Genomic DNA, 19,095 nt, shown 5'->3' on the forward strand with positions numbered 1-19,095 from the left:
TCTACATGAATTTTGGTTTTATTGGATGACGGAACAAATGGAGAGGAAGCACGGTTAGTTTTCTTTTTGGACTGCTTTTTTGCCTTTTGGATCTACTGCCCATAAATAGCTCCTGATTCAATTCCAAATTCGGGTTTCACCCATAGACGCCGCGTGAGTTTACCGACCCGCCGGCGTCCGGAAGATCCCTTGTTTTGGTAGTATGGTCGTTTCGGAGGAGGAGGGTATACAAAAAAAATTCCAAGCCGTCATTTTTTGCACAATCCACCTCTCCGATTTTGAAAATTTGTCATTCCGCTATTAAGGATTATATTTGTTCATTAGTCCTTATGGTTTTGGATTATGAAAAGAACCTTGCATTCAAACGAAAGGACGCATTATGGAAAACACAAAAAATAATATCGATATTTCCTCTCCCATGGATTTAGGGGGCAAGGCGGCCGTTAAAAACAGGCTATACAAAAGCGCCATGAGCGAGCAGTTGGGCGACGCCTCCAACGCTCCCACCAAGGCTTTGCCCGTGTTATACGAAACCTGGGCCAGGGGAGGGACCGGTCTTTTGATCACCGGCAACGTTATGATCGACCGGCGGGCCTTGGGCGAGCCTTTTAATGTGGCTTTGGAGGACGACCGGGACATGGAGGCTTTCAAGGAATGGGCCCGGGCCGGAACCCTTAACGGGACCCAGCTTTGGATGCAGCTTAACCATCCGGGCAAGCAGATTCCCAAGTTTTTGTCCGCCCGGCCTGTGGCGCCTTCGGCCATTCCCTTGGGATACGGGCTGGAAAAATCGTTCAATCCTCCCCGGGCGCTTACCTTGGGAGAGATCCGGGACATTATTGAGCGATTCGCCGTGTCCGCGGCTTTGGCCAAGGAAGCGGGATTCACCGGGGTGCAGATTCACGGCGCCCACGGCTACCTTGTCAGCCAGTTTTTGTCCCCCCGGCACAACCAGCGCACGGACGACTGGGGCGGATCCCCGGAAAACCGCCTGCGCTTTGTGGTGGAGGTGTACCGGGCCATCCGGGCCAGGGTGGGGCAGGATTTCCCGGTGGGCATCAAGCTGAACTCCGCGGATTTTCAAAAGGACGGGTTTTCCGAGGAAGAATCCATGAACGTGGTCCGGGTGCTTGAGAAGGAAGGCATCGACATGGTGGAGATTTCCGGCGGAACCTACGAACGCCCGGCCATGATGGGCGCGGCCAGGGCCAGCACCATCGCCAGGGAGGCCTACTTTTTGGATTACGCCCAAAAGGTGCGGGAAACCGTAAACCTGCCCCTTGGCGTAACCGGCGGGTTCCGGTCCGCCCCGGCCATGAACGGCGCCCTGAAAGAGGGCCATACCGATATGATCGGCCTAGCCAGGCCTTTGGCCCTGTACCCGGACATGCCCAACAAGCTCATGGCCGACCCCGGCTTCGGCGTGGAATTGAAACGGCCGGACACGGGCGTTAAAGCCGTCAATCGCATGGCCATGCTGGACCTTACCTGGTACGAAAGCCAGTTGGCGCTCATGGGCAAAGGCAAGGCGCCCGATCCTGATTACAACCCCTGGCTGACCATTTTGCATATGGCCGGGCAGTTAGGCCGAAACGCCTTTAAAAAGCGCCGGGCCTAAAGGGCATCGATAAAAAAAGCGGAAAGCCGTGGGGCTTTCCGCTTTATTTATGAATTTGTCAACCCTCCGGCGACTTTTTACAAACCGTCCAGCACCTTGCGAACCGTGTTGGCGATTTCGCTCATGACCATGGGCTTCATGATGTATTCGGAAATTCCCATGGCTTGGGCGTTCTCCTGGGTAACGACTTCCGAGAAGCCCGTGCACAGGACAATGGGCATGTTGGGCCGGGTTTCCAATATTTTACGGGCGAAGACGTCGCCTGTCATGAGCGGCATGCTCATATCGGTGACCACAAGGTCGAAATTATCGGGCTGAGCCTTGAAAATCTCCAGGGCTGCGATGCTGGAAGTCTCCACGGTGACATGGTAACCCAGCCTTTCAAGCATTTGCTTGCCCATCAGGGCTACCGGGCCTTCGTCATCCACGAACAAGATCCTTTCATCGCCGCGGGGCAACGAGGCGTTTGTGCGGGGCGCCGCGTTTTGCACAATGGATTCAACCTGAGGCAGATAGATGATAAACGAGGTGCCTCGTCCCGGCTTGCTGTCCACCTGGATGTCCCCCTCCATGCTTTTAACGATTCCGTGAACCACGGCAAGCCCCAGGCCGGTGCCTTTTCCCTGGGCCTTGGTCGTAAAGTAGGGGTCGAAAATCTTTTCCTGCACAGCCTGGGTCATGCCGTGCCCGGTGTCTGAGATGGTCAGACGCACATATTTCCCCGGCTTGAGGTTGATTGTGGCGGGATTGCCGTCGCTTAAAACAGCGGCTTCGTCAAATTCCACGGTCAGCACGCCCCCCGACTCGCCCATGGCGTGGTAGGCGTTGGTGCACAAGTTCATGAGCAGTTGATGGATTTGAGTCGGGTCCGCCAGGACGGGGCCGCATTCTTTATTGATTTTCTTTTCAAATTGAATGGAGGCGGGAATGGATGACCTGAGAAGCTTCAAGGCCTCCCGAATGACTAACTGGGCCTGGACCGGCTTCTTTTCTATTTCCGTCTGGCGGCTGAAGGTCAAAATCTGAAAGACCAGTTCCTTGGCGCGTTCAGCCGCCTTCATGACCTCGTTGAGGTTTCGCTCCATGGTGCTGTTTTCCACAGCTTCCACCATGGCCATTTCGGTATAGCCGATGATGGGCGACAGAATATTGTTGAAGTCATGGGCGATGCCCCCGGCCAGAGTGCCGATGGCCTCCATCTTCTGGGCCTGCCTGAGTTGGATCTCCAACTTGTTGCGGTCGTTTTCCGCGCGTTTTCGGTCCGTGATGTCATTCATCACGATCAGATTGCTTTCACCGATGGGGATGATTTTGCTTTCCACGGTTCTGGCGGTTCCGTCTTTACAGATCACCTTGCGGTCCTGCAGGATGGGGTCGTCTTCAGGAACAGGAACTCCGTTAATAGTCATTTGCCAGTGTCTTTCCACGGCCGCCCTGAGTTCCGGGTCCGGGTAGGCCTTCTCCCTCCAGGCATCCATGGTGGGAACTTCCTCCATGGTATACCCGAAAAGCTCCGTGAACTTGGCGTTAAGCAGCGTGTGCTTTCTATCCGGTCCGACAATGGCGATGGGGTAAGGGGAAAGCTCCACAACTTCCCGGAATCGCTTTTCGCTTTCCCGAAGCATCATGTTGGAATTGATGTTGCGGATGGCCTCCATGCTGTGGGAGGCGATGATATCCCCCAATTCCAAATCCTGTTCCGTAAAAGGGGGCTTGAGCTTGTTGTGCAGGGTGACCACGCCCTGGATTTCCCCCTCCGAATCCTGAAGGGGCAGGGCCATCAATGATCCGTTTTTGTAACCGCTCCACCCGGAAGAGGCGAAGCGGTTGTCCGAATGGATGTCCGGAACGATGAACGCTTCCTTTTGTTCAAACAAATGGGCGGTGACGGAGCGGGGCGGAGGCGGCAGGGGGATGACCCGTTTTTGGTGCCCGGGGTCCAGGGCGTAGATCAACTCAAGCCCTTGTCCGTTGCGCAAGAACAAGGAGCCTCCCGCAACTCCAATGTTTTCCGACAGGGTTTTTAAGATAGTGGGGGCCAGGTCTCCGATGCTTTGCTTGATGGTGAACTGGCGGGTTCTGTCGGCAATGTGTTTAAGACGATTGCTGTATTCCAGGATTTTTTTTGAGCGGCTGTCCACCAGAAATTCCAGGTGCTCCTGGTATTCCCGGTTTTCCTTAATCAGCCGCGCCCGCTCCAGGGCTTTTTCTATGGAGTGGAGCAGGATGCTGAGATTTTTAATGGGTTTTAAAATATAGTCCCAGGCGCCAAGGTGCAGAGCCTCCACGGCGTCGGCTATTACGCCGGTGCCGGAGACCACAATAATGGGAGTTTCCGGCGACGCCCGGGTTACGGAGGACAGGACTTCCAAGCCGTCCACCTCGGGCATTCTTAAGTCAACAAGAATTAGATGCGGTTTTTCCTCCTTGAAGATTTCCAGCCCGACTCTTCCGTTGGGCGCACTGAGAACCTCATACCCAAAGTCTTCAAGGAAGGCTGCAAAACTCTGGCGTATAGCTTCTTCATCATCTATGGTTAAGATTTTTATTGGCTCGTCAGAGATTATTGTATTCAATCTGTTTCCCCCAATGCCCGGCGTATAGCCGTGGTCAGCGTGGCGATGTCCTGCAAAGGCTTGTGCAGCACCTGCGCGGGATCCACCCCTGCTTTCCTGACTGATGCGGGCAGGCTGTAATCCGTTGATCCGGTGTATATGATAAACTTCATGTCAGGCCGAATGGCGTGAGCTTGCAGGATAAACGCGTTGCCGTCTTCCCCGGGCAGTCTGATGTCCACCACGGCGGCGTTTATTTCCGGGTTGTTTTTTACAATGCTCAGGCCTTCTTCGGCGCTTTCCGCCTGGATGGTTATAAACCCGTCGTCCTCCAAAAAATCCGACAGACTGGATCTTATTGGGCCTTCGTCATCCACGATTAAAACAGTCCATTCCAATGCCATGCATCACCCCCCTGCGTCTTCAATGGGTAAGGCAGATTTGCCGACAAGAGGCAAACATATGGTAATGACGGTTCCTTTTCCCGGCTGGGACGCCAGGGTCAGATCTCCGCCATGGTCTTGCGTTACCACAAAATATGAAACCGACAACCCGAGCCCCGTTCCCCTTCCCGTTGGTCTGGTTGTAAAAAAAGGCTCAAAAACCCTTTTTTGCAAATCTTTGGTCATCCCAATCCCATTGTCCTCAATTTCTATGAGCGCCATGTCCGCTTCTTTGGCCTGCTTTAAGCGGATGACTCCGTTCTTGCGCGCGGTTGGGCTGTCGGCTATGGCCTGGGCCGCATTTTTTATTAAATTCAAGAAAACCAGCTGCATTCCCCCCGGATCGCACGGGACCGGTGGACAGCCTTCTGAGAAATCCCGGATAATCTTGATTTTTTTCAAGTCAATATGCGTTTTCACCCTAAAATCAGCGGCCGCAAGCTTTATGGACCTGTCCATTAGATCGTTCAGGTCGTGGGGCTTATAAATCGAGGCTTTGTCCCGCGCGAACATCAAAATATTGTCTATGATGCGCGCTGCCTGGCCTCCCGACTTCATCAGGGAGGCGAACATCCGCAGCACGCCCCGTTTATCCATGTACTGCTGAATGGCTTCCATGCTGGTCCCGCACTCTTGGGCCGCGGCGTGATTTTGCGGCAGTTTGGTCGAGAGCCTGTTGGATATGACCTGGGCGTTCTGAATCATGCCCGCCAGCGGGTTGTTTATTTCGTGAGCCATGCCGGCGGCAAGTCCTCCCAGGGAAGCCATTTTTTCGGTGTTGACCATGGATTGCTCCAGATTCACCCGGTCGGTGACTTCGTCAAGCCTAACCACGGCGCCGTATGTTTCACTGGCCGTTAAGGGAAAAACCGTGCAATCAAAATAACGGGCCTTGCTTTCCGTCAGTACGACAACCCGCTCGTTTTTCACGATTTTTCTCGTCTCCAGGGCGCTGTTTACGCTGTCGGAGAGCAGGGGAAATTCGGGCAGCGTTTCGCCAAGGCTTCTTCCTCTGGCTTTTTCCGCGCTTATCCCTGAATGGTTCTCCGCTTGGCGATTCCAGTGCGTAATCTTTTTGTATGCATCCAAACCGACGACAATGGAGGGCATGGAATCCAGAATGTTTTGCAACAGGAGCCTGAGGTTCCTCATGGTCTGCTGGGCGTCGCGAATTTCCGTGATATCCCTCCCTTCAGGGATGAGCACGGACACCTGACCATCTTTTGAAAAGATCGGTTTGATGGAAAAATCAATGTAACGTAATTCATCTAATGAGTTCAAGCTAGTAACATCAATTCGTGAAAATACCCCTTCGCCCGCCTTTAACACGCATTCCTTGATTCGCTGCGCTTCTTCGGCGTCATGCCGCCACCAGGGCGTTTCCCAAAAAAATATTCCCTGGACGTCCTCCAACCCGCATCCCACTGCATCCAGAGACGCCTGGTTGGTTTCCAATAGCCGGCCTTCGCGGTCCAGAAGGCCCATGAATTGAAAGGAATTATCAAACAATGCATGGAACTTACGTTCAGACTCCACAAGGTTTTTGTCCGCGATGCGTAAGCTCTTCACCATGTCCCCTGCTGCCTGGCCGATGACATTAAACTCTTCAATTCCGCCCTCCCGAAACTCCGGGTCCTCCCGGCCGGAAGAGATGGCGTGGAAATACTCCATCATAGCGTTGACGGGTTTGGAGATAATCCGCCGGAAAACAAACATATTCAGCAGTATCACCAACGCGCAGGCAATGACCATGACCGCCAGTTTTCCCAAAAACGCCTGGGCCAGGCGGTCCCAGATGATCCCATCATCCGAAAGGCAGACCTTCAGAGGGCGGTCTGAATCCTGTACCCTAAGCTCCTGGTAAGATGCCACAATGCCGTCAGCCACGTGCAACTCCAACGGGTCGGAAGTCCTTCCCATATTTGATAAGGTCTGGGTTACTCCGGAGTCCACCTGGCAGGAAAAGGCGACCACCTCGCCTTTGTGGAGTAAAACCACGTCCATCACCTGGGCTTTGTCTCGTATCATTTCCACAAAGCCGAAATTGTCATTAAGGACAGGGCCGCCGATGAGGGCGCCCAGAACCCTGCCGGTCTTTTTATCTTTAATTTTCACCGAACCCACGCACGCCAATAGATCTTTCCCCTGGACATGAAACGCTTTCAAAACGCTTGCATTTTGCGCCGGCGTCGAAAGATCCTTCAACCCGCCGGGGAGGTCTTCCAAGCCAAAGAGGGGCGACGTGGCGTTCAGGATAATGGATCCGTCCTCCTTCAATACGAACAGAAGATCCAATGCGCTTTCCGAGTTGTTGTGAGGAAAGGCTTCGATAAGGGCCAGCAAAGTATTCTCGTCCCGCTCCTGGAGCGCTTGCTGAAAGGCCCGGTCTCCGCCCATTGCATCCAGGTGAAGCGCTACCTCCCGCATGCTGGCATGCAGTCCGTCCCGGACTATTACATGCCGCTGCTTGAACGTGGAAAGCATCTGCTGTTCCAGGGCCACGTGGGACGTGTGGTAACTCCAGATTAACAGGCCCACACTCAACAGGCCCATAGAAAGGCCCAGGTAAAGGGTTAATAATGTAGGCAGCCTGATGGTTCGAGGGGTATTCATGTTAGACGCAATCTTTATGATAGGCCCGTCGTCCTTTTGGGGAGCGGAAAACGCCATTTTTTCACACACTATTAAAGCCTGTTCGAAAACTCCTTGCCTGCGAAAAAGGGCTCTAACAGACAAATGAACACACTGAAAACGGATAGTTAAACTATATTCAAGCATACCGCACCAAGGCTTTTTTGGCAAAAAAAAATGAAGCCGCGTTTTTTGCGAGGGAATTTTCTTGACAGGACCGGGCCCGGGTGCATATAGATTGGTCAGACGCCCGATCTATTTTACGGAGGCCGCCCATGGGAAGAATTAGCCTGGCGCAAACAAGACGAAATCAAATTATTCAAGCCTTTTATCGCTGCGTGGCTTCCCTGGGCCTTGCCAAAACCTCCATGCGCGCCATCGCCAAGGAAGCCGGGGTCCAGCCCAGCGCCCTTCATCATTACTTCAAAGATCGGGACGAAATGATTGAAGAAATGGTGGAGTTTTACACCGACCGTTTTTTTCACGTTTTTTTGGAGGAAATGGCTCGGTACGATGACGTTAAGGAGCGGTTGGACAAGGCCGCTGAATTTCTCTTTTCCACATCCATGATCAACGAAGAGGCCACCAGTTTTTTTTACGACTGCTGCGCGGAAGCCAAAAACAATCCCCGGGTGCGCCAGAGTCTCGCCAAGTTGTTCCGGCGCTTCCGGAAGACCATTCTTGAATATTTTTCTGACCTGGCCATCCAAAGCGGACTGACCCCTCAGGAGACTCAGGATATTGCCACCCTTATTATTGCAGTGCACGAAGGCATAGAGCTCCAGTGGCACATGTCCCCTGAAGACGTATCTCTGGAAAGGTCCCTTTTGCTTGCCAAACGAATAATCAAAACCTTTTTACTCGGCCAGGGCCGGGAAGGATTGCGGAGGGCGGTATGATCGTCGGTATATTGAAGGAAATCAAGGTAGAGGAAAACCGTGTATCCATGACCCCCGCAGGCGCAGAGGTCATGACTCAGCACGGTCATACGATTCTGGTGGAAAAATCGGCAGGCGCCGCCTCGGGCTTTACGGACGAGATGTACGTGGAAGCCGGCGCGGAAATCGTGGATACGCCCCAGGAGATTTTCAGCAAGTCCGAGATGGTCATGCATGTTAAGGAGCCGCAAAAGTCGGAATACGGTCTCATGCGTCCCGGACAGATTATGTTCACGTACTTGCATCTGGCAGCGGACCAGGTTCTTACCGAGGCTATGATCAAGTCCGGCTCCGTGTGCATCGCTTACGAAACCATTCAAAAAGCCGACGGCTCCCTGCCTTTGCTCACCCCCATGAGCGAGGTGGCCGGGCGCATGGCTATCCAACAGGGCGCCAAGTTCTTGGAAATGTCCAAGGGCGGCCAGGGCATTCTGCTTGGCGGCGTGCCGGGCGTCGATCCCGGGAATGTGCTGATTCTGGGAGGCGGGGTGGTGGGAACCAACGCCGCCAAGATGGCTTGCGGCCTGGGCGCCCGGGTGGTTTTGCTGGACACCAACCTGGACCGTCTGCGCTATTTGAGCGACGTCATGCCTAAAAACTGCTTCTTGCTCATGTCCAGCCCGGCGACGATCCGGGATCGCATTCAGGCCGCCGACGTTGTTGTGGGCGCCGTGCTCATTCCCGGCGCCAAGGCGCCCAGTCTGGTGACCCGGGACATGCTCGCCACTATGAAGCCCGGCGCGGTTATGGTGGACGTGGCCATTGACCAGGGAGGTTGCTTTGAAACCTCCAGGCCGACCACCCACGGCGATCCCACATACATCGAAGAAGGCGTGGTTCATTACTGCGTGGCTAATATGCCGGGCGGGGTCGCCAAGACTTCCACCCTGGCCCTGACCAACGCCACCCTGCCTTACGCCCTGGAAATCGCTTCCATGGGTTGGGAGGCCGCCGTGCGCGAAAATCCGGAAATTCGCCTGGGCGCCAACGTCGTCAGCGGAAAGATTACTTACAAGGGCGTGGCCGAAGCCTTTGACATGGAGTACACGCCCGTGAGCGAGTTGTTTCAAGCCAACTGACATAAATTGCAACAGAGGGGGGATTAATCATGAGCCGCAACCTTGTTCTGGCCAATCTGAACCTGTACGCCGTGCTTCCCAATTTGGAGGAGTTGGTGCGGCATGATCAGGAAATGGCCTTGTTGATCAAAGACTGGGACATTTGCATTCAATTCAGCGCGCTGGGGGGCCCGGCTGCTTTTGCGGAGTTTAAAAACGGAGAATGCACCGTGGGGCGGGGCAAGCACTTCAGCCCCACGGTCAAACTCTTTTTTGCGACTCCCGGACATTTGAACAAAATGTTCGACGGCAAAGCCCAGCCCATTCCCTTGAAGGGCTTCACCAAGCTGGGCTTTTTGTCCAAAGAGTTTTCCAAACTCACCGACCGCATGGAGTATTACCTCAAACCTTCGGAAGAATCCCTTTCCAACCCGGATTTCGTCTCCCTGAACACCCTCATGACCATGCACACCGCCGGAAGGGCGGTGGTGGAGCTGGCCGTCAACGATCCGGTGGCCAGCCATGTGTCCAAGGGCATGATGGACGGCTCCCTGCTCATGAAGGTGCTGCCCGACGGACCGGCCATTACCCTGAACTTTAAAAACGGCAAGGCCGGCTTTCAAAAAGGCGAAACCGCCTCTCCCATGGCCTGCATGCTTTTGAAAGACATGGATACGGCCAACAAGCTGCTTAATCAAAAGCTGGACGCCTTCAGCGCCATTGCCGGCGGGGAAGTGATCATCAAAGGCCAGACGCCCATGATGGACGCAATGGACCTGATATTGGACCGCATTCCGCACTATCTGGACGCCTAAGCGCATTTAAGGCGCAGCGGAATCCGGCTTTGAGCATGCTCAGGCTGCAAAAAAATCCGGACGGGTTTCCAAACCCGTTGAATACAAGGAGGCAGGGGGAATGAAAACTTACACTTATCCGAAAAGCCAGGAACTTTTTCAGCGGGCCGCCAAGGTCATCCCTTGCGGCATTTACGGCCATTTAAGCCCCGCCCCGCTTATCCCGGCGGACGCCTATCCCTTTTATGCGTCCAGAGCCGAAGGCTCCAAGTTCTGGGACGTGGACGGCAACGAATTCATCGATTACATGTGCGCTTACGGCCCCATGGTGTTGGGGTACAACTACAAGCCCGTGGACGATGCGGCGGCCAGGCAGTACGCCCAAGCCAACTGCGTCACCTCGCCCGGGCCCGTCATGGTTGAACTGGCCGAAAAATTGACGGACGTGGTTTCCATGGCCGATTGGGCTTTTTTCGCCAAAAACGGCAACGACGTCACCACCTATGCAACCATGATCGCCCGAAAAGCCACGGGCCGCAAAAAAATCGTGCTGATCAAAGGCGGATACCACGGCGTGGCGCCCTGGACCCAGACCTACGGCCACCATGGCGTCATGGAGGAAGACGGCCAACATACCATCCGCATACGCTGGAACGACTTTGAAGCCTTCAAAAAGGTGGTGGACGAAAATCCCGGCGACGTTGCGGGCTTCATGGCTACCCCGTACCATCACCCGACTTTTGTGGATAACGAAATGCCCCTGCCGGGTTACTGGGACAAGGTCCAGGCCCTGTGCAACGCCAAGGGCATCGTGTTGATCGTGGACGACATCCGGTGCGGGTTCCGGCTGGACATCCGGGGATCTCACGAGTATTTCGGGTTTAAGCCAGACTTGGTTTGCTTTTGTAAGGCCATCGGCAACGGGTATCCCATATCCGCCCTGGTGGGGACCGAAGCCCTGAAAAACGACGCCGCCAAGGTGTTTTATACAGGCAGCTACTGGTTTTCCGGCGCACCCATGGCCGCGGCCCTGAAAACCATCAACGAAATGGAAGCCATGGACGCGGTCAAGATGATGACCGATTTCGGCGAGAACCTGAAAAAAGGCCTGATAGAGGTTGCCGCCAACCACGGCTACGACCTGAAAGTCACGGGCCATCCCGCCATGCCGTATTTGAGGATCACGGACGATCCCACGCTCATGCTGCATCAGGATTGGTGCGCGGAATGCACCAAGCGCGGAGCGTTTTTTTCGTCCCATCATAACTGGTTCGTATCCACTGCGCATACTCAGGAGGACCAGGAAAGGACCCTGGAAATAGCTGACGACGCCTTTGAGGCCATCAAGAAAAACAAGGAATAGGGGAGGGAATTCGCGTGGCGCTTTCTACCAATGAGATCAAAGATCTGGAGCAGCATGCCTGGCAGGCCCGCCAGGACATCATCGACATCACGGGGTGGTCAGGAGGGGCGCACATCGGCGGCGGCCTGTCCGTTGCCGACATCCTGGTGATTCTGTATTTTAAATACCTCAATGTGGACCCGAAAAATCCCCAATGGGAAGACCGGGACCGCTTCATCATGAGCAAGGGCCATGCCGGCGTGGCTTACGCCCCGGTGCTGGCCCGCAAAGGCTATTTTAATTTCGACGATTTGCAGACCTTCAACAAGTTCAAGTCTCCTTTCGGCATGCACCTGGACTGCCTCAAGGTCAAGGGCGTGGACGTGTCCACCGGCTCTTTGGGCCACGGTCTGTCCATCGCCGTGGGCCTGGCCCTGGGCGCGCGCTTGCAGAAAAAGGACTGGTACACCTATTGCGTCCTGGGCGACGGAGAATGCAACGAAGGCTCGGTCTGGGAAGCCGCCATGTCCGCCAGCCACTTTAAATTGAACAATCTCATCACCTTTGTGGACCGCAACAGGCTGATGATCGACGGGGAGACCGAGGACGTCATGGGCCTGGAGCCCTTCGCCGACAAATGGAAGGCCTTCGGCTTCATCGTCAAGGAAGTGGACGGGCATGACTTCAACCAGCTTAGCGAAGCCATTGACTTTGCCAAGGCGGAAAAATCCGGGCCGGTGGTCATCATCGCCAACACCGCCAAGGGCAAGGGCGTGGACTTCATGGAAAACGAGGTCAAGTGGCATTACGGCGGTTTGGATACGGACCTTCGGGCCCAGGCCAAGGCGTCCGTGGACAAGCTCTACGGCAAGGCCTGATTCACAAGCATTCATCCAATCCGGGCGAATCAGTCCCGGACCTTAAATAAAAAGGATTACAGGAGAGAACCATGAGTGAAGGTTTAACCTGGACGGTATATGACGCGGATTCCATGACCCAGGCCGAGATTTACGGGCAGGTGCTGTGCGACCTGGGCGATCAGCATCCGGAAATCGTAGGGCTTTCTGCAGACCTTGCCAACTCCACCAAGATCGGCAAGTTCGGCCAGAAGTTCCCGGAAAGATTCTTCAACGTAGGCATCGCCGAGCAAAACCTCTTTGGCGTGGCAGCAGGGCTTGCCAAGTCGGGCCTTACGCCCTTTGTATCCACCATGGCCACGTTCGTGTCCATGCGGGCTTGCGAGCAGGTGCGCACGGACATCTGCTATCAGAACCTGGATTGCAAGATCATCGCCACCCACGGCGGCGCCTCCTTTGGGCAGGCGGGCTCCACCCACCATTGCACCGAGGATTTATCCATCATGCGGTCTTTCGCCAACATGACCGTGATCGTGCCCGCCGACGGCATCGAATGCGCCAACGCGGTCAAAGCCTGCATCGACTGGCCCGGCCCGGTATACATCCGCATCGGCCGCGGGTTCGAGCCCAAGTTTTACGACGACGAAGAATATGGCTTTCAAATCGGCAAGGCGGTAACGTTGATGGAAGGCACGGACATCACCCTTATCTGCTGCGGGGTGACCGTGCTTCAGGCCATGGAAGCCGCCAAGTTTTTGAAGGAAAACGACGGTCTGAGCGTGCGGGTGTTGAACATCCACACCATCAAGCCCATAGACGAAGAGGCCATCCTCAAAGCGGTCATGGACACCCGGCGCCTTGCCGTTTTCGAAGAGCACAACGTCATGGGCGGCCTGGGCTCCGCCGTGGCCGACGTCATCGCCGCCAGCGGCAAGGGATGCGCGTTCACCAAGGTGGGCATCCCGGACTGCTACTGTGAGGTGGGATACCCCGAGGATCTGTACACCCATTACAAACTGGACGCAGACGGCGTTATCGAGACGGTTCGTCAGGTTATGCAGATGGACTTTGAAGAGGACGACGACTGGGAAGACGAGGTGTAATATGGCTACAGATAGAGAATTGCTTGCAGCAAGAATATATTTGAGAGCCGTGTTCCCCGTCATGAAGGTCATTCTGAACGAAGACCCGGCCTTGAAAAAGAAGTTCGCCAACGTCACGGCAAAGGTTCAGTTCGTCGCCAAGGACCCGGCCGGAGACGTGGGCGCCTGCCTGTGCTTTGACAAAGGCGAGTTCAAGGTGGAGCAGGGCGTGGACCCCAGCCCGGACATTACCTTTTCGTTCCGCACCGTGGAGCGCATGCTGGCCATGCTCTCGGGCAAGCCGGCCATTCCCATGATCAAGGGATTCTGGAAGATCGGCCTGCTGATCAAGGTGTTGTCTTTGCTCATGTCCTTGAAGATCCTCATGCCCGACGCCCGGCCCACGGACCCGGAGAAAAAGCGCCTTAAGGTCAAGCTGACCTTCTACATGATCACCACGGCCCTCAGCCAGTACAACAAGGGCGGAGATCCGGAAATGGTCAAGTGGACCAAGATGCAGCCCGAGCGGATTTATCAGATTACCGTGGACGACGACATCGCCGCGTATTTGCGCGTCAAGGCCGGAAAAACCAAGGCGGGCAGGGGCGTTTACAAGCGCCGCCGTCCCTTTGTGCACATGAAGTTCAACGGCGTGGACGGGGCCTTTCCCATTGTCATGAACGACATCGGCATGGTGGACGCGGTCAAAAAGGGATTTTTGACCATCGAGGGATCGCCCGAATACGGCGGAAACATCGGCGATTTCATGGTGCGCATTCAGGACCTGATCACCTGAGGTTTTTTCAGATCAACATGAGACGGCAAAGGCCTGGATTCGGGAGATTATCCCGCTTCCAGGCCTTTTGGTTTTGGGTTGCGTCGGCGCTTTCGATTTTACTAACTCAGTTTGCCGGAGGCCCCGGAATCCGCCTGATCAATCAACTTTATCGCCCGCAAAAAGCGAGGATCGCCCTTGAGACGTCCTTGGGCCTTTCCCAGGGAAGCATGTGGCCGGCCTTGTCAAATTCCATATAGGTTGAATCAGGAAGGAGGCTGTTATACTCCCTTCCCATGGCCGGGGGAACGATGAGATCATCGGTTGCGGAAATGACCAGAGTTTTTGTTTTCATTTCAGCGCATCGTTCATTCAGGAAATCCTTGAACAGGCCTTCTACGGTGACTTTATACACGGCTTTCTTGGCGTTTTTTCCCGTCAGGTTGGCCAATACGACGTCCTTGACAAACTCTTCGGGCATGGCGTTTTCGCCGTAGAACATAAGTTCCTGGGTGAATTGCCTAATGGCCGGTTCCGAAAAAAATAGCGCTATAATAGGTTCCAGATGCATGGCCCGCGCTATACGGATGAAAGAAGGGAGGCTTTGGGGGTTGTCCTTCATTCCGGCTGCGCAGATAAGCACCGCCGCGTTGACTCTGTCCGGGGCCATGATGGCCGTCTTTGCAGCAATTTCTCCTCCCATGGAGTGTCCCACTATCACCGCATTGGTGATGGCCTTTTTTTTCATGAATTCAACCACCCGTCTTGCTTGGGCCTCGGTGGAGTAACTGAAGTTGTCATCCACGGGCTTGTCGGACAGTCCATGTCCTATCAGGTCCAAGGCATAGACATGGAAGTTTTCTGACAGGGAGGGAGTGACTTTTTTCCAGAAGGCGCCCCAGCAGAGCCATCCGTGTATCAGGATAATCGGATCCCCCTCTCCTGATTCAATGAAATGCATGTTTAAATTATCGATTTCAATAAAGCTGGATTTGCCTATCCCGGCGGTTTCAATTTCATTTTGTATTGTTGAAGCGTTGTAATCCGCAGGATTGTATTTAAACGAGCATCCGGACATGGAGAACAATAAAGCGAAGACAAGTATTAATCTGAAAAATTTCATGGCCCCCCCATAAAATCAAACGTAATTGATACAGCGTTAAATGCGTTGTGATGGAAATTTTTGTCCGCAGTTTTTTTAATATCTTTTTGGCGCCATGGGCGATATTTGTCAATCCCCCTGAATTTTCCAAATCCACCGCCTGAATTTGAATGAACGGATTTTCCGGGCTGCCAAGGTTGTTTTTGACGGAAAGAATCATGACATGGGCAAGGTCAAGATAAACAGGCAAACCTGCCATGCCGGGACAAACTCCCTGCGCCCCCCGGCCCATTCGTCTAAAGAGCTATACGTCCTTCACCTTGTAATCCGCTTCGTCATGGGCGGACGAGGGGGCGGACGCCAGGCGGGCCAGCCTCTCTTTTATGAATTGTTGATAAGGGTGATCCGGGGGCATGGAATTTTCTGCGACGGCCAAGGCCTGTTTGTACAGCAGGGCGGCTTTTACCGCATCTCCTTTTTTTTCGTCGGCAAATGCCAGATTGGCGTAGGAAACCGCCAACCGTGGATCTTCATTGTTCAGGATGGTTTTATTCATCCGCAGCGCTTGCTCCAATAATGCAATGGCCTGGGAAGATTTCCCCTGCGCGTGCATTCCCAGCGCCAGATTATTCAGCGCCGCCACGGTATTTGGATGGAAGGCCCCGTAGTTTTGTTCGGTTTTTTGCAAAAACTGAATGCAAAGGCTCCTTGCCGTATTAAAATCCCCGGTATGAAAGGCGCGTCTGGCTTTCGAATCCAGCTTTTCCAGGTAGGCTGTTGCGCCGAGGATGCTGTTAATACGACCGTCCAGGCTAAGGGTTTGTATGGAGCCCCCGAAGGTGAGCAAGCCTGACTCCGCGGTTCGCAGCCTTCCTGAAGCGTCATCCGTTCCAAACCGGATGAACAAAACATTGGGGTGGGCCGAGTACGCATCATCAACCGCTGCTTCTATGCGAAGCCCCTTGAAAGTGAGGGGATAGCCGTCCGCTCCGGCGATCACTCCGCCGTCTCCGCTCATGTTGATGTCCCAGTCCCATCCGTCCCCGTCGTCATGATAACCCGCCATGACACGAGTCAGGTTGAACTCCGGGATGGAAATCTCTTCATCCACCTTGATGCCGAATGCGTCGTAACTCGCATATCCGTCCGGGTTCCATGGCCAAAAGGCGTCAAATGGGACTAAAACCCTCGCCGTTAGGCGGATGGATTTGTCCTTTGGTTTATTCAAAACCCATAAGAGGCTTATGGATTACCGTTTAGGGAGTTATGCGATTTTCAACATAGGATGCCATTTTGTATGGGTGAGCAAATACGGCAACAAGTCTTTGCAGGGAGAAATGCGTTGCGAGTTCGGGATTTTGTCCGGTAAAATGCGTGAATCGTTTGAGATCCAATTATCAGTCCCTTGTATCTTGCGGCGCCTAATTGCCGTCCGAAAGGTCTACCAACTTGTTTTCTCCGGCATTGAACTCCTTAAGGCTTTTTGTAAGGGTGGTTTTCATGTGCTGCAAAAACTCAGGACTCAGCGGGACATCGTCATTCATGCTCGCCATGCCTTTCAGGTCTTCCAGGTTCAGCCGTTTTCCCGCCCTGTAGTCATTCAAATGCCCCATGGTTTCTTCCAGAATATCGTCGGAAAACAACTTCCCTTCCACCGTAGTGTAAATTTGCTTGGTTTTGTCCTCCAGGGCTTTCAGGGCTTCCGGGTCCATCTTAATTTCTTCCACTCCGTAAGAAACCATGGCCTCGAGAAACTTTTTGTTATCCTTGCGCACCAGATTGCAGTATTTCCAGCCCAACTCCAGCCGCTTTTGGTAGAATTCCCGGCTGTACTCCTCGGGCAACTGGCTCCAGGCTTCCTGTGTAAGGATGATTATTGCCGGAGAATACCTGATTTTTACAGGATTAACATATTTGACCTTGGAATACAGCTGCGCCCCAACCACCCAAACCGCAGGCCCGATGGAGTAGTCGGCAATGCCTTGGCGTATGGTGGTTGCCAGTTCCGGAACATTAACAGGGATCACGTCGGCGTCCAGGCGCTTCAGCATTATTTCTTCCATGGGACCATACCATGTGACAAAACGGGACCCTTTAAAATCCTCCACGGTTCGTATTGGCTTGTCCGTGGAGTAAATCTGGTCAAAATCCTGGTCAATCCAGCCAATAAGAAAAAGTCCTTTCTCTTCCATGATATTGATAAAGGTCCGGTCCATCTTGACCCTTAAATAATCCACCTCGTAATAATTCCGGAACAAAAAAGGCAATTCCATAACTGCCAGGTCCGGACAGGCCATGACCGCTCCCTGGGCGGACAATCCCGCTCCCTGCAACTGGCCTATGCGCATCTTGGCAAGGTAATCCTCTTCGTCCCCCATCACACCGCCCCAATACACTTTGACCTTCAAATCTCCCTTGGTGGATTTTTCCATTTCGGGGAAGATAATGTCCTTCATGTGTTTGGCCCATCCAATGCCGTCAGGAGCCAGAGTGGCTGTTTTCCAACTGAATTGTTCCCCGTTGGCGCGGCCGGGACCTGACAGGACGCAAGCCAGAACCAATATAAGGGTAACGGCGCCTGATCTCATGGGATGTCCTCCAAAGTGCTGGGGGATGGTGTATTATTGAGTGGGCAAATACTCCGTGGGGTTAGGCGCTTTTTCCATAAGACGCCCCTGAATATCGATTGCATGCGTCATTGGGACGGGGCTTGAATATAAAGTACGGGAGCAGAACAAACTCCCCCTTGGTTCGTCTGGCGCCCTGCACAAATATGAACTGACGCGTCAGTCTAAAATACAATTCGCATTTTTTAGCGGCCGGGTCAAATATTTTTTTTCAGAGGATTCAAATTCCCTTTGAAATTTTGGAGATATTGCAAAGGGCCAATATCCGCCAAATGAAAGGAATACCAGGTTCGGCAACCCCTCAGGGCAGGCGATAGCGAGGCTTGCCTTTGCCTGCAAATAACTATTTTTTGGGCGCCATGGAGCATTCAACCACGAAATATCACATCAAAAAAAAATCTTGACACCCGTACCCATTCAATATACTAACCATTTAGTTTAACCAAACGGTTAGTTAAAAGTCGCCTTTACAACCAAATCCGCTTCAAAACGGCCCCTCGGCCTTTGCAAATCCTTTTCCGACATAATTGAACGCTGTTTTCACCCTGCATTTCAGTTTTACGATTTTTTTACATAGGAGTCTTTATATGCGAGGCAACACCTCTAAAGGACAGAGCGAAACGGTCCGACGAATAATTGAAGGCGCCACCCAGGCGTTCGCCCAAGGGGGATTCGCCGGCGCCAGCGTGGACGAAATCGCCAAAACCGCAGGCGTAAACAAGGCAAGCATTTACTACCACGTGGGGGACAAAGAGTCCCTGTACGGACTGGTGCTGCACGAAGTCATTCAGGACGCGCTGTCCCGGATTAACGAACGGCTCCAGCCGGACCAAAGCCCTGAAGAAAAGCTGAAATCCTACATTTTGGGCATTGCAGAAACCGTGCAGAAGCATCCTCCCTTGCCCGCCGTTATGATGTCGGCGGTGTCGGCAAATGGGCGGGGATTGCCCGAAATGGTGGTGAGCGACCTGGTCCAGATTTACGGATTACTAGTCGCAATTCTTCATGAAGGGGAGGGAATGGGGATTTTTGAACGAGTGGATGGAATTGTCCTCTATCTGATGATTATGTGCTCCCTTTCAATCCACAAAAATGTAGAAGCCGCTTGGACGGAAAGCCAGGAATTTGCTGGCTTGTTTCAAAAGCTGGACGGATCCCTATTTAATTTGGTAGGGCAGAGTCTGGAGGGGGGAGTGGCGGCGGATGTGATTAAAATCGTACTCAAGGCCGTGCGAAAATAATCAAATTTTTTCGTGGCCGTAATCGGTTTTTA

The 19,095-nt window shown here is 53.6% G+C and carries 16 protein-coding genes; 9 read left to right on the forward strand and 7 right to left on the reverse strand.

All coding sequences use genetic code 11. The features are described from left to right. Window positions 1-379: 379 nt before the first annotated feature. Entirely contained in the window at window positions 380-1,618 is a 1,239-nt protein-coding gene (locus tag BUE18_RS05970; protein ID WP_139264628.1) for an NADH:flavin oxidoreductase/NADH oxidase family protein, read from the forward strand. Between the two features lie 77 nt (window positions 1,619-1,695). On the opposite strand, the gene BUE18_RS05975 is transcribed toward BUE18_RS05970, so the two are convergent. From BUE18_RS05975 to BUE18_RS05985, 3 genes are read right to left on the reverse strand one after another with little or no spacing between them, the layout of a single operon-like run. After that, window positions 1,696-4,194 (reverse strand): response regulator, encoded by a 2,499-nt coding sequence (locus BUE18_RS05975; protein ID WP_073473914.1) that lies wholly within the window; start codon window positions 4,192-4,194, stop codon window positions 1,696-1,698. After that, window positions 4,191-4,577 (reverse strand): response regulator, encoded by a 387-nt coding sequence (locus BUE18_RS05980; RefSeq protein ID WP_073473916.1) that lies wholly within the window; start codon window positions 4,575-4,577, stop codon window positions 4,191-4,193. The genes BUE18_RS05975 and BUE18_RS05980 overlap by 4 nt, the downstream gene beginning before the upstream one ends. 3 nt (window positions 4,578-4,580) lie before the next feature. Then, window positions 4,581-7,229, reverse strand: a complete 2,649-nt coding sequence (locus tag BUE18_RS05985) for an ATP-binding protein (RefSeq protein WP_170868282.1) — start codon at window positions 7,227-7,229, stop codon at window positions 4,581-4,583. Between the two features lie 293 nt (window positions 7,230-7,522). Between BUE18_RS05985 and BUE18_RS05990 the strand changes: the two genes are divergently transcribed. The 7 genes from BUE18_RS05990 (at window position 7,523) to BUE18_RS06020 (ending at window position 14,114) form a co-directional block, all read left to right on the forward strand. Further along, window positions 7,523-8,146: a TetR/AcrR family transcriptional regulator gene (locus BUE18_RS05990; RefSeq protein WP_073473920.1), complete on the forward strand. Its 624-nt coding sequence runs from the start codon at window positions 7,523-7,525 to the stop codon at window positions 8,144-8,146. After that, a complete protein-coding gene (ald, locus tag BUE18_RS05995) occupies window positions 8,143-9,264 on the forward strand; it encodes an alanine dehydrogenase (protein ID WP_073473922.1) in 1,122 nt (373 codons plus the stop codon). The genes BUE18_RS05990 and ald overlap by 4 nt, the downstream gene beginning before the upstream one ends. Window positions 9,265-9,293: 29 nt before the next feature. Beyond that, window positions 9,294-10,058 carry a hypothetical protein gene (locus tag BUE18_RS06000; RefSeq protein ID WP_073473924.1) on the forward strand — a complete coding sequence of 255 codons (765 nt, stop codon included), beginning with the start codon at window positions 9,294-9,296 and terminating at the stop codon, window positions 10,056-10,058. A 100-nt stretch (window positions 10,059-10,158) separates the two neighbouring features. Beyond that, window positions 10,159-11,400, forward strand: a complete 1,242-nt coding sequence (locus BUE18_RS06005; protein WP_073473926.1) for an aminotransferase class III-fold pyridoxal phosphate-dependent enzyme — start codon at window positions 10,159-10,161, stop codon at window positions 11,398-11,400. 14 nt (window positions 11,401-11,414) lie between these two features. Then, on the forward strand, window positions 11,415-12,257 hold the full coding sequence (locus BUE18_RS06010; RefSeq protein WP_083610809.1) for a transketolase: 843 nt from the start codon (window positions 11,415-11,417) through the stop codon (window positions 12,255-12,257). 71 nt (window positions 12,258-12,328) lie between these two features. Further along, window positions 12,329-13,339, forward strand: coding sequence for a transketolase family protein (locus BUE18_RS06015; RefSeq protein ID WP_073473927.1), 1,011 nt, complete (start codon window positions 12,329-12,331; stop codon window positions 13,337-13,339). Window position 13,340: 1 nt separating this feature from the next. After that, window positions 13,341-14,114 (forward strand): hypothetical protein, encoded by a 774-nt coding sequence (locus tag BUE18_RS06020; protein WP_073473928.1) that lies wholly within the window; start codon window positions 13,341-13,343, stop codon window positions 14,112-14,114. A 148-nt stretch (window positions 14,115-14,262) separates the two neighbouring features. Here the strand turns inward: BUE18_RS06020 and BUE18_RS06025 are convergent, their stop codons facing one another. The 4 genes from BUE18_RS06025 to BUE18_RS06040 form a co-directional block, all read right to left on the reverse strand. Then, entirely contained in the window at window positions 14,263-15,216 is a 954-nt protein-coding gene (locus tag BUE18_RS06025) for an alpha/beta fold hydrolase (RefSeq protein WP_083610810.1), read from the reverse strand. Continuing rightward, on the reverse strand, window positions 15,152-15,454 hold the full coding sequence (locus BUE18_RS06030; RefSeq protein ID WP_073473931.1) for a hypothetical protein: 303 nt from the start codon (window positions 15,452-15,454) through the stop codon (window positions 15,152-15,154). Before BUE18_RS06030 ends, BUE18_RS06025 begins: the two co-directional genes overlap by 65 nt. Window positions 15,455-15,499: 45 nt before the next feature. Continuing rightward, the gene (locus tag BUE18_RS06035; protein ID WP_139264629.1) at window positions 15,500-16,423 is read right to left on the reverse strand and encodes a tetratricopeptide repeat protein; all 924 of its coding nucleotides are present in this window, start codon (window positions 16,421-16,423) and stop codon (window positions 15,500-15,502) included. Window positions 16,424-16,616: 193 nt separating this feature from the next. Then, window positions 16,617-17,783, reverse strand: coding sequence for a TRAP transporter substrate-binding protein (locus tag BUE18_RS06040; protein WP_073473935.1), 1,167 nt, complete (start codon window positions 17,781-17,783; stop codon window positions 16,617-16,619). A 626-nt stretch (window positions 17,784-18,409) separates the two neighbouring features. On the opposite strand from BUE18_RS06040, the gene BUE18_RS06045 reads away from it, so the two are divergent. Next, entirely contained in the window at window positions 18,410-19,063 is a 654-nt protein-coding gene (locus BUE18_RS06045) for a TetR/AcrR family transcriptional regulator (RefSeq protein WP_073473937.1), read from the forward strand. Window positions 19,064-19,095 lie beyond the last annotated feature (32 nt).

The sequence above is a fragment of the Desulfatibacillum alkenivorans DSM 16219 genome, from assembly GCF_900142135.1.
Classification (GTDB): Bacteria; Desulfobacterota; Desulfobacteria; order Desulfobacterales; family Desulfatibacillaceae; genus Desulfatibacillum; species Desulfatibacillum alkenivorans.

Excerpts from the sequence above, each read along its gene's own strand:
- BUE18_RS05970 (WP_139264628.1), top strand. The coding sequence starts at position 380 with ATGGAAAACACAAAAAATAATATCGATATTTCCTCTCCCATGGATTTA.
- BUE18_RS05980 (WP_073473916.1), bottom strand. The coding sequence starts at position 4,577 with ATGGCATTGGAATGGACTGTTTTAATCGTGGATGACGAAGGCCCAATA.
- BUE18_RS05985 (WP_170868282.1), bottom strand. The coding sequence starts at position 7,229 with ATGAATACCCCTCGAACCATCAGGCTGCCTACATTATTAACCCTTTAC.
- BUE18_RS05990 (WP_073473920.1), top strand. The coding sequence starts at position 7,523 with ATGGGAAGAATTAGCCTGGCGCAAACAAGACGAAATCAAATTATTCAA.
- ald (WP_073473922.1), top strand. The coding sequence starts at position 8,143 with ATGATCGTCGGTATATTGAAGGAAATCAAGGTAGAGGAAAACCGTGTA.
- BUE18_RS06000 (WP_073473924.1), top strand. The coding sequence starts at position 9,294 with ATGAGCCGCAACCTTGTTCTGGCCAATCTGAACCTGTACGCCGTGCTT.
- BUE18_RS06005 (WP_073473926.1), top strand. The coding sequence starts at position 10,159 with ATGAAAACTTACACTTATCCGAAAAGCCAGGAACTTTTTCAGCGGGCC.
- BUE18_RS06015 (WP_073473927.1), top strand. The coding sequence starts at position 12,329 with ATGAGTGAAGGTTTAACCTGGACGGTATATGACGCGGATTCCATGACC.
- BUE18_RS06020 (WP_073473928.1), top strand. The coding sequence starts at position 13,341 with ATGGCTACAGATAGAGAATTGCTTGCAGCAAGAATATATTTGAGAGCC.
- BUE18_RS06025 (WP_083610810.1), bottom strand. The coding sequence starts at position 15,216 with ATGAAATTTTTCAGATTAATACTTGTCTTCGCTTTATTGTTCTCCATG.
- BUE18_RS06030 (WP_073473931.1), bottom strand. The coding sequence starts at position 15,454 with ATGGCAGGTTTGCCTGTTTATCTTGACCTTGCCCATGTCATGATTCTT.
- BUE18_RS06040 (WP_073473935.1), bottom strand. The coding sequence starts at position 17,783 with ATGAGATCAGGCGCCGTTACCCTTATATTGGTTCTGGCTTGCGTCCTG.
- BUE18_RS06045 (WP_073473937.1), top strand. The coding sequence starts at position 18,410 with ATGCGAGGCAACACCTCTAAAGGACAGAGCGAAACGGTCCGACGAATA.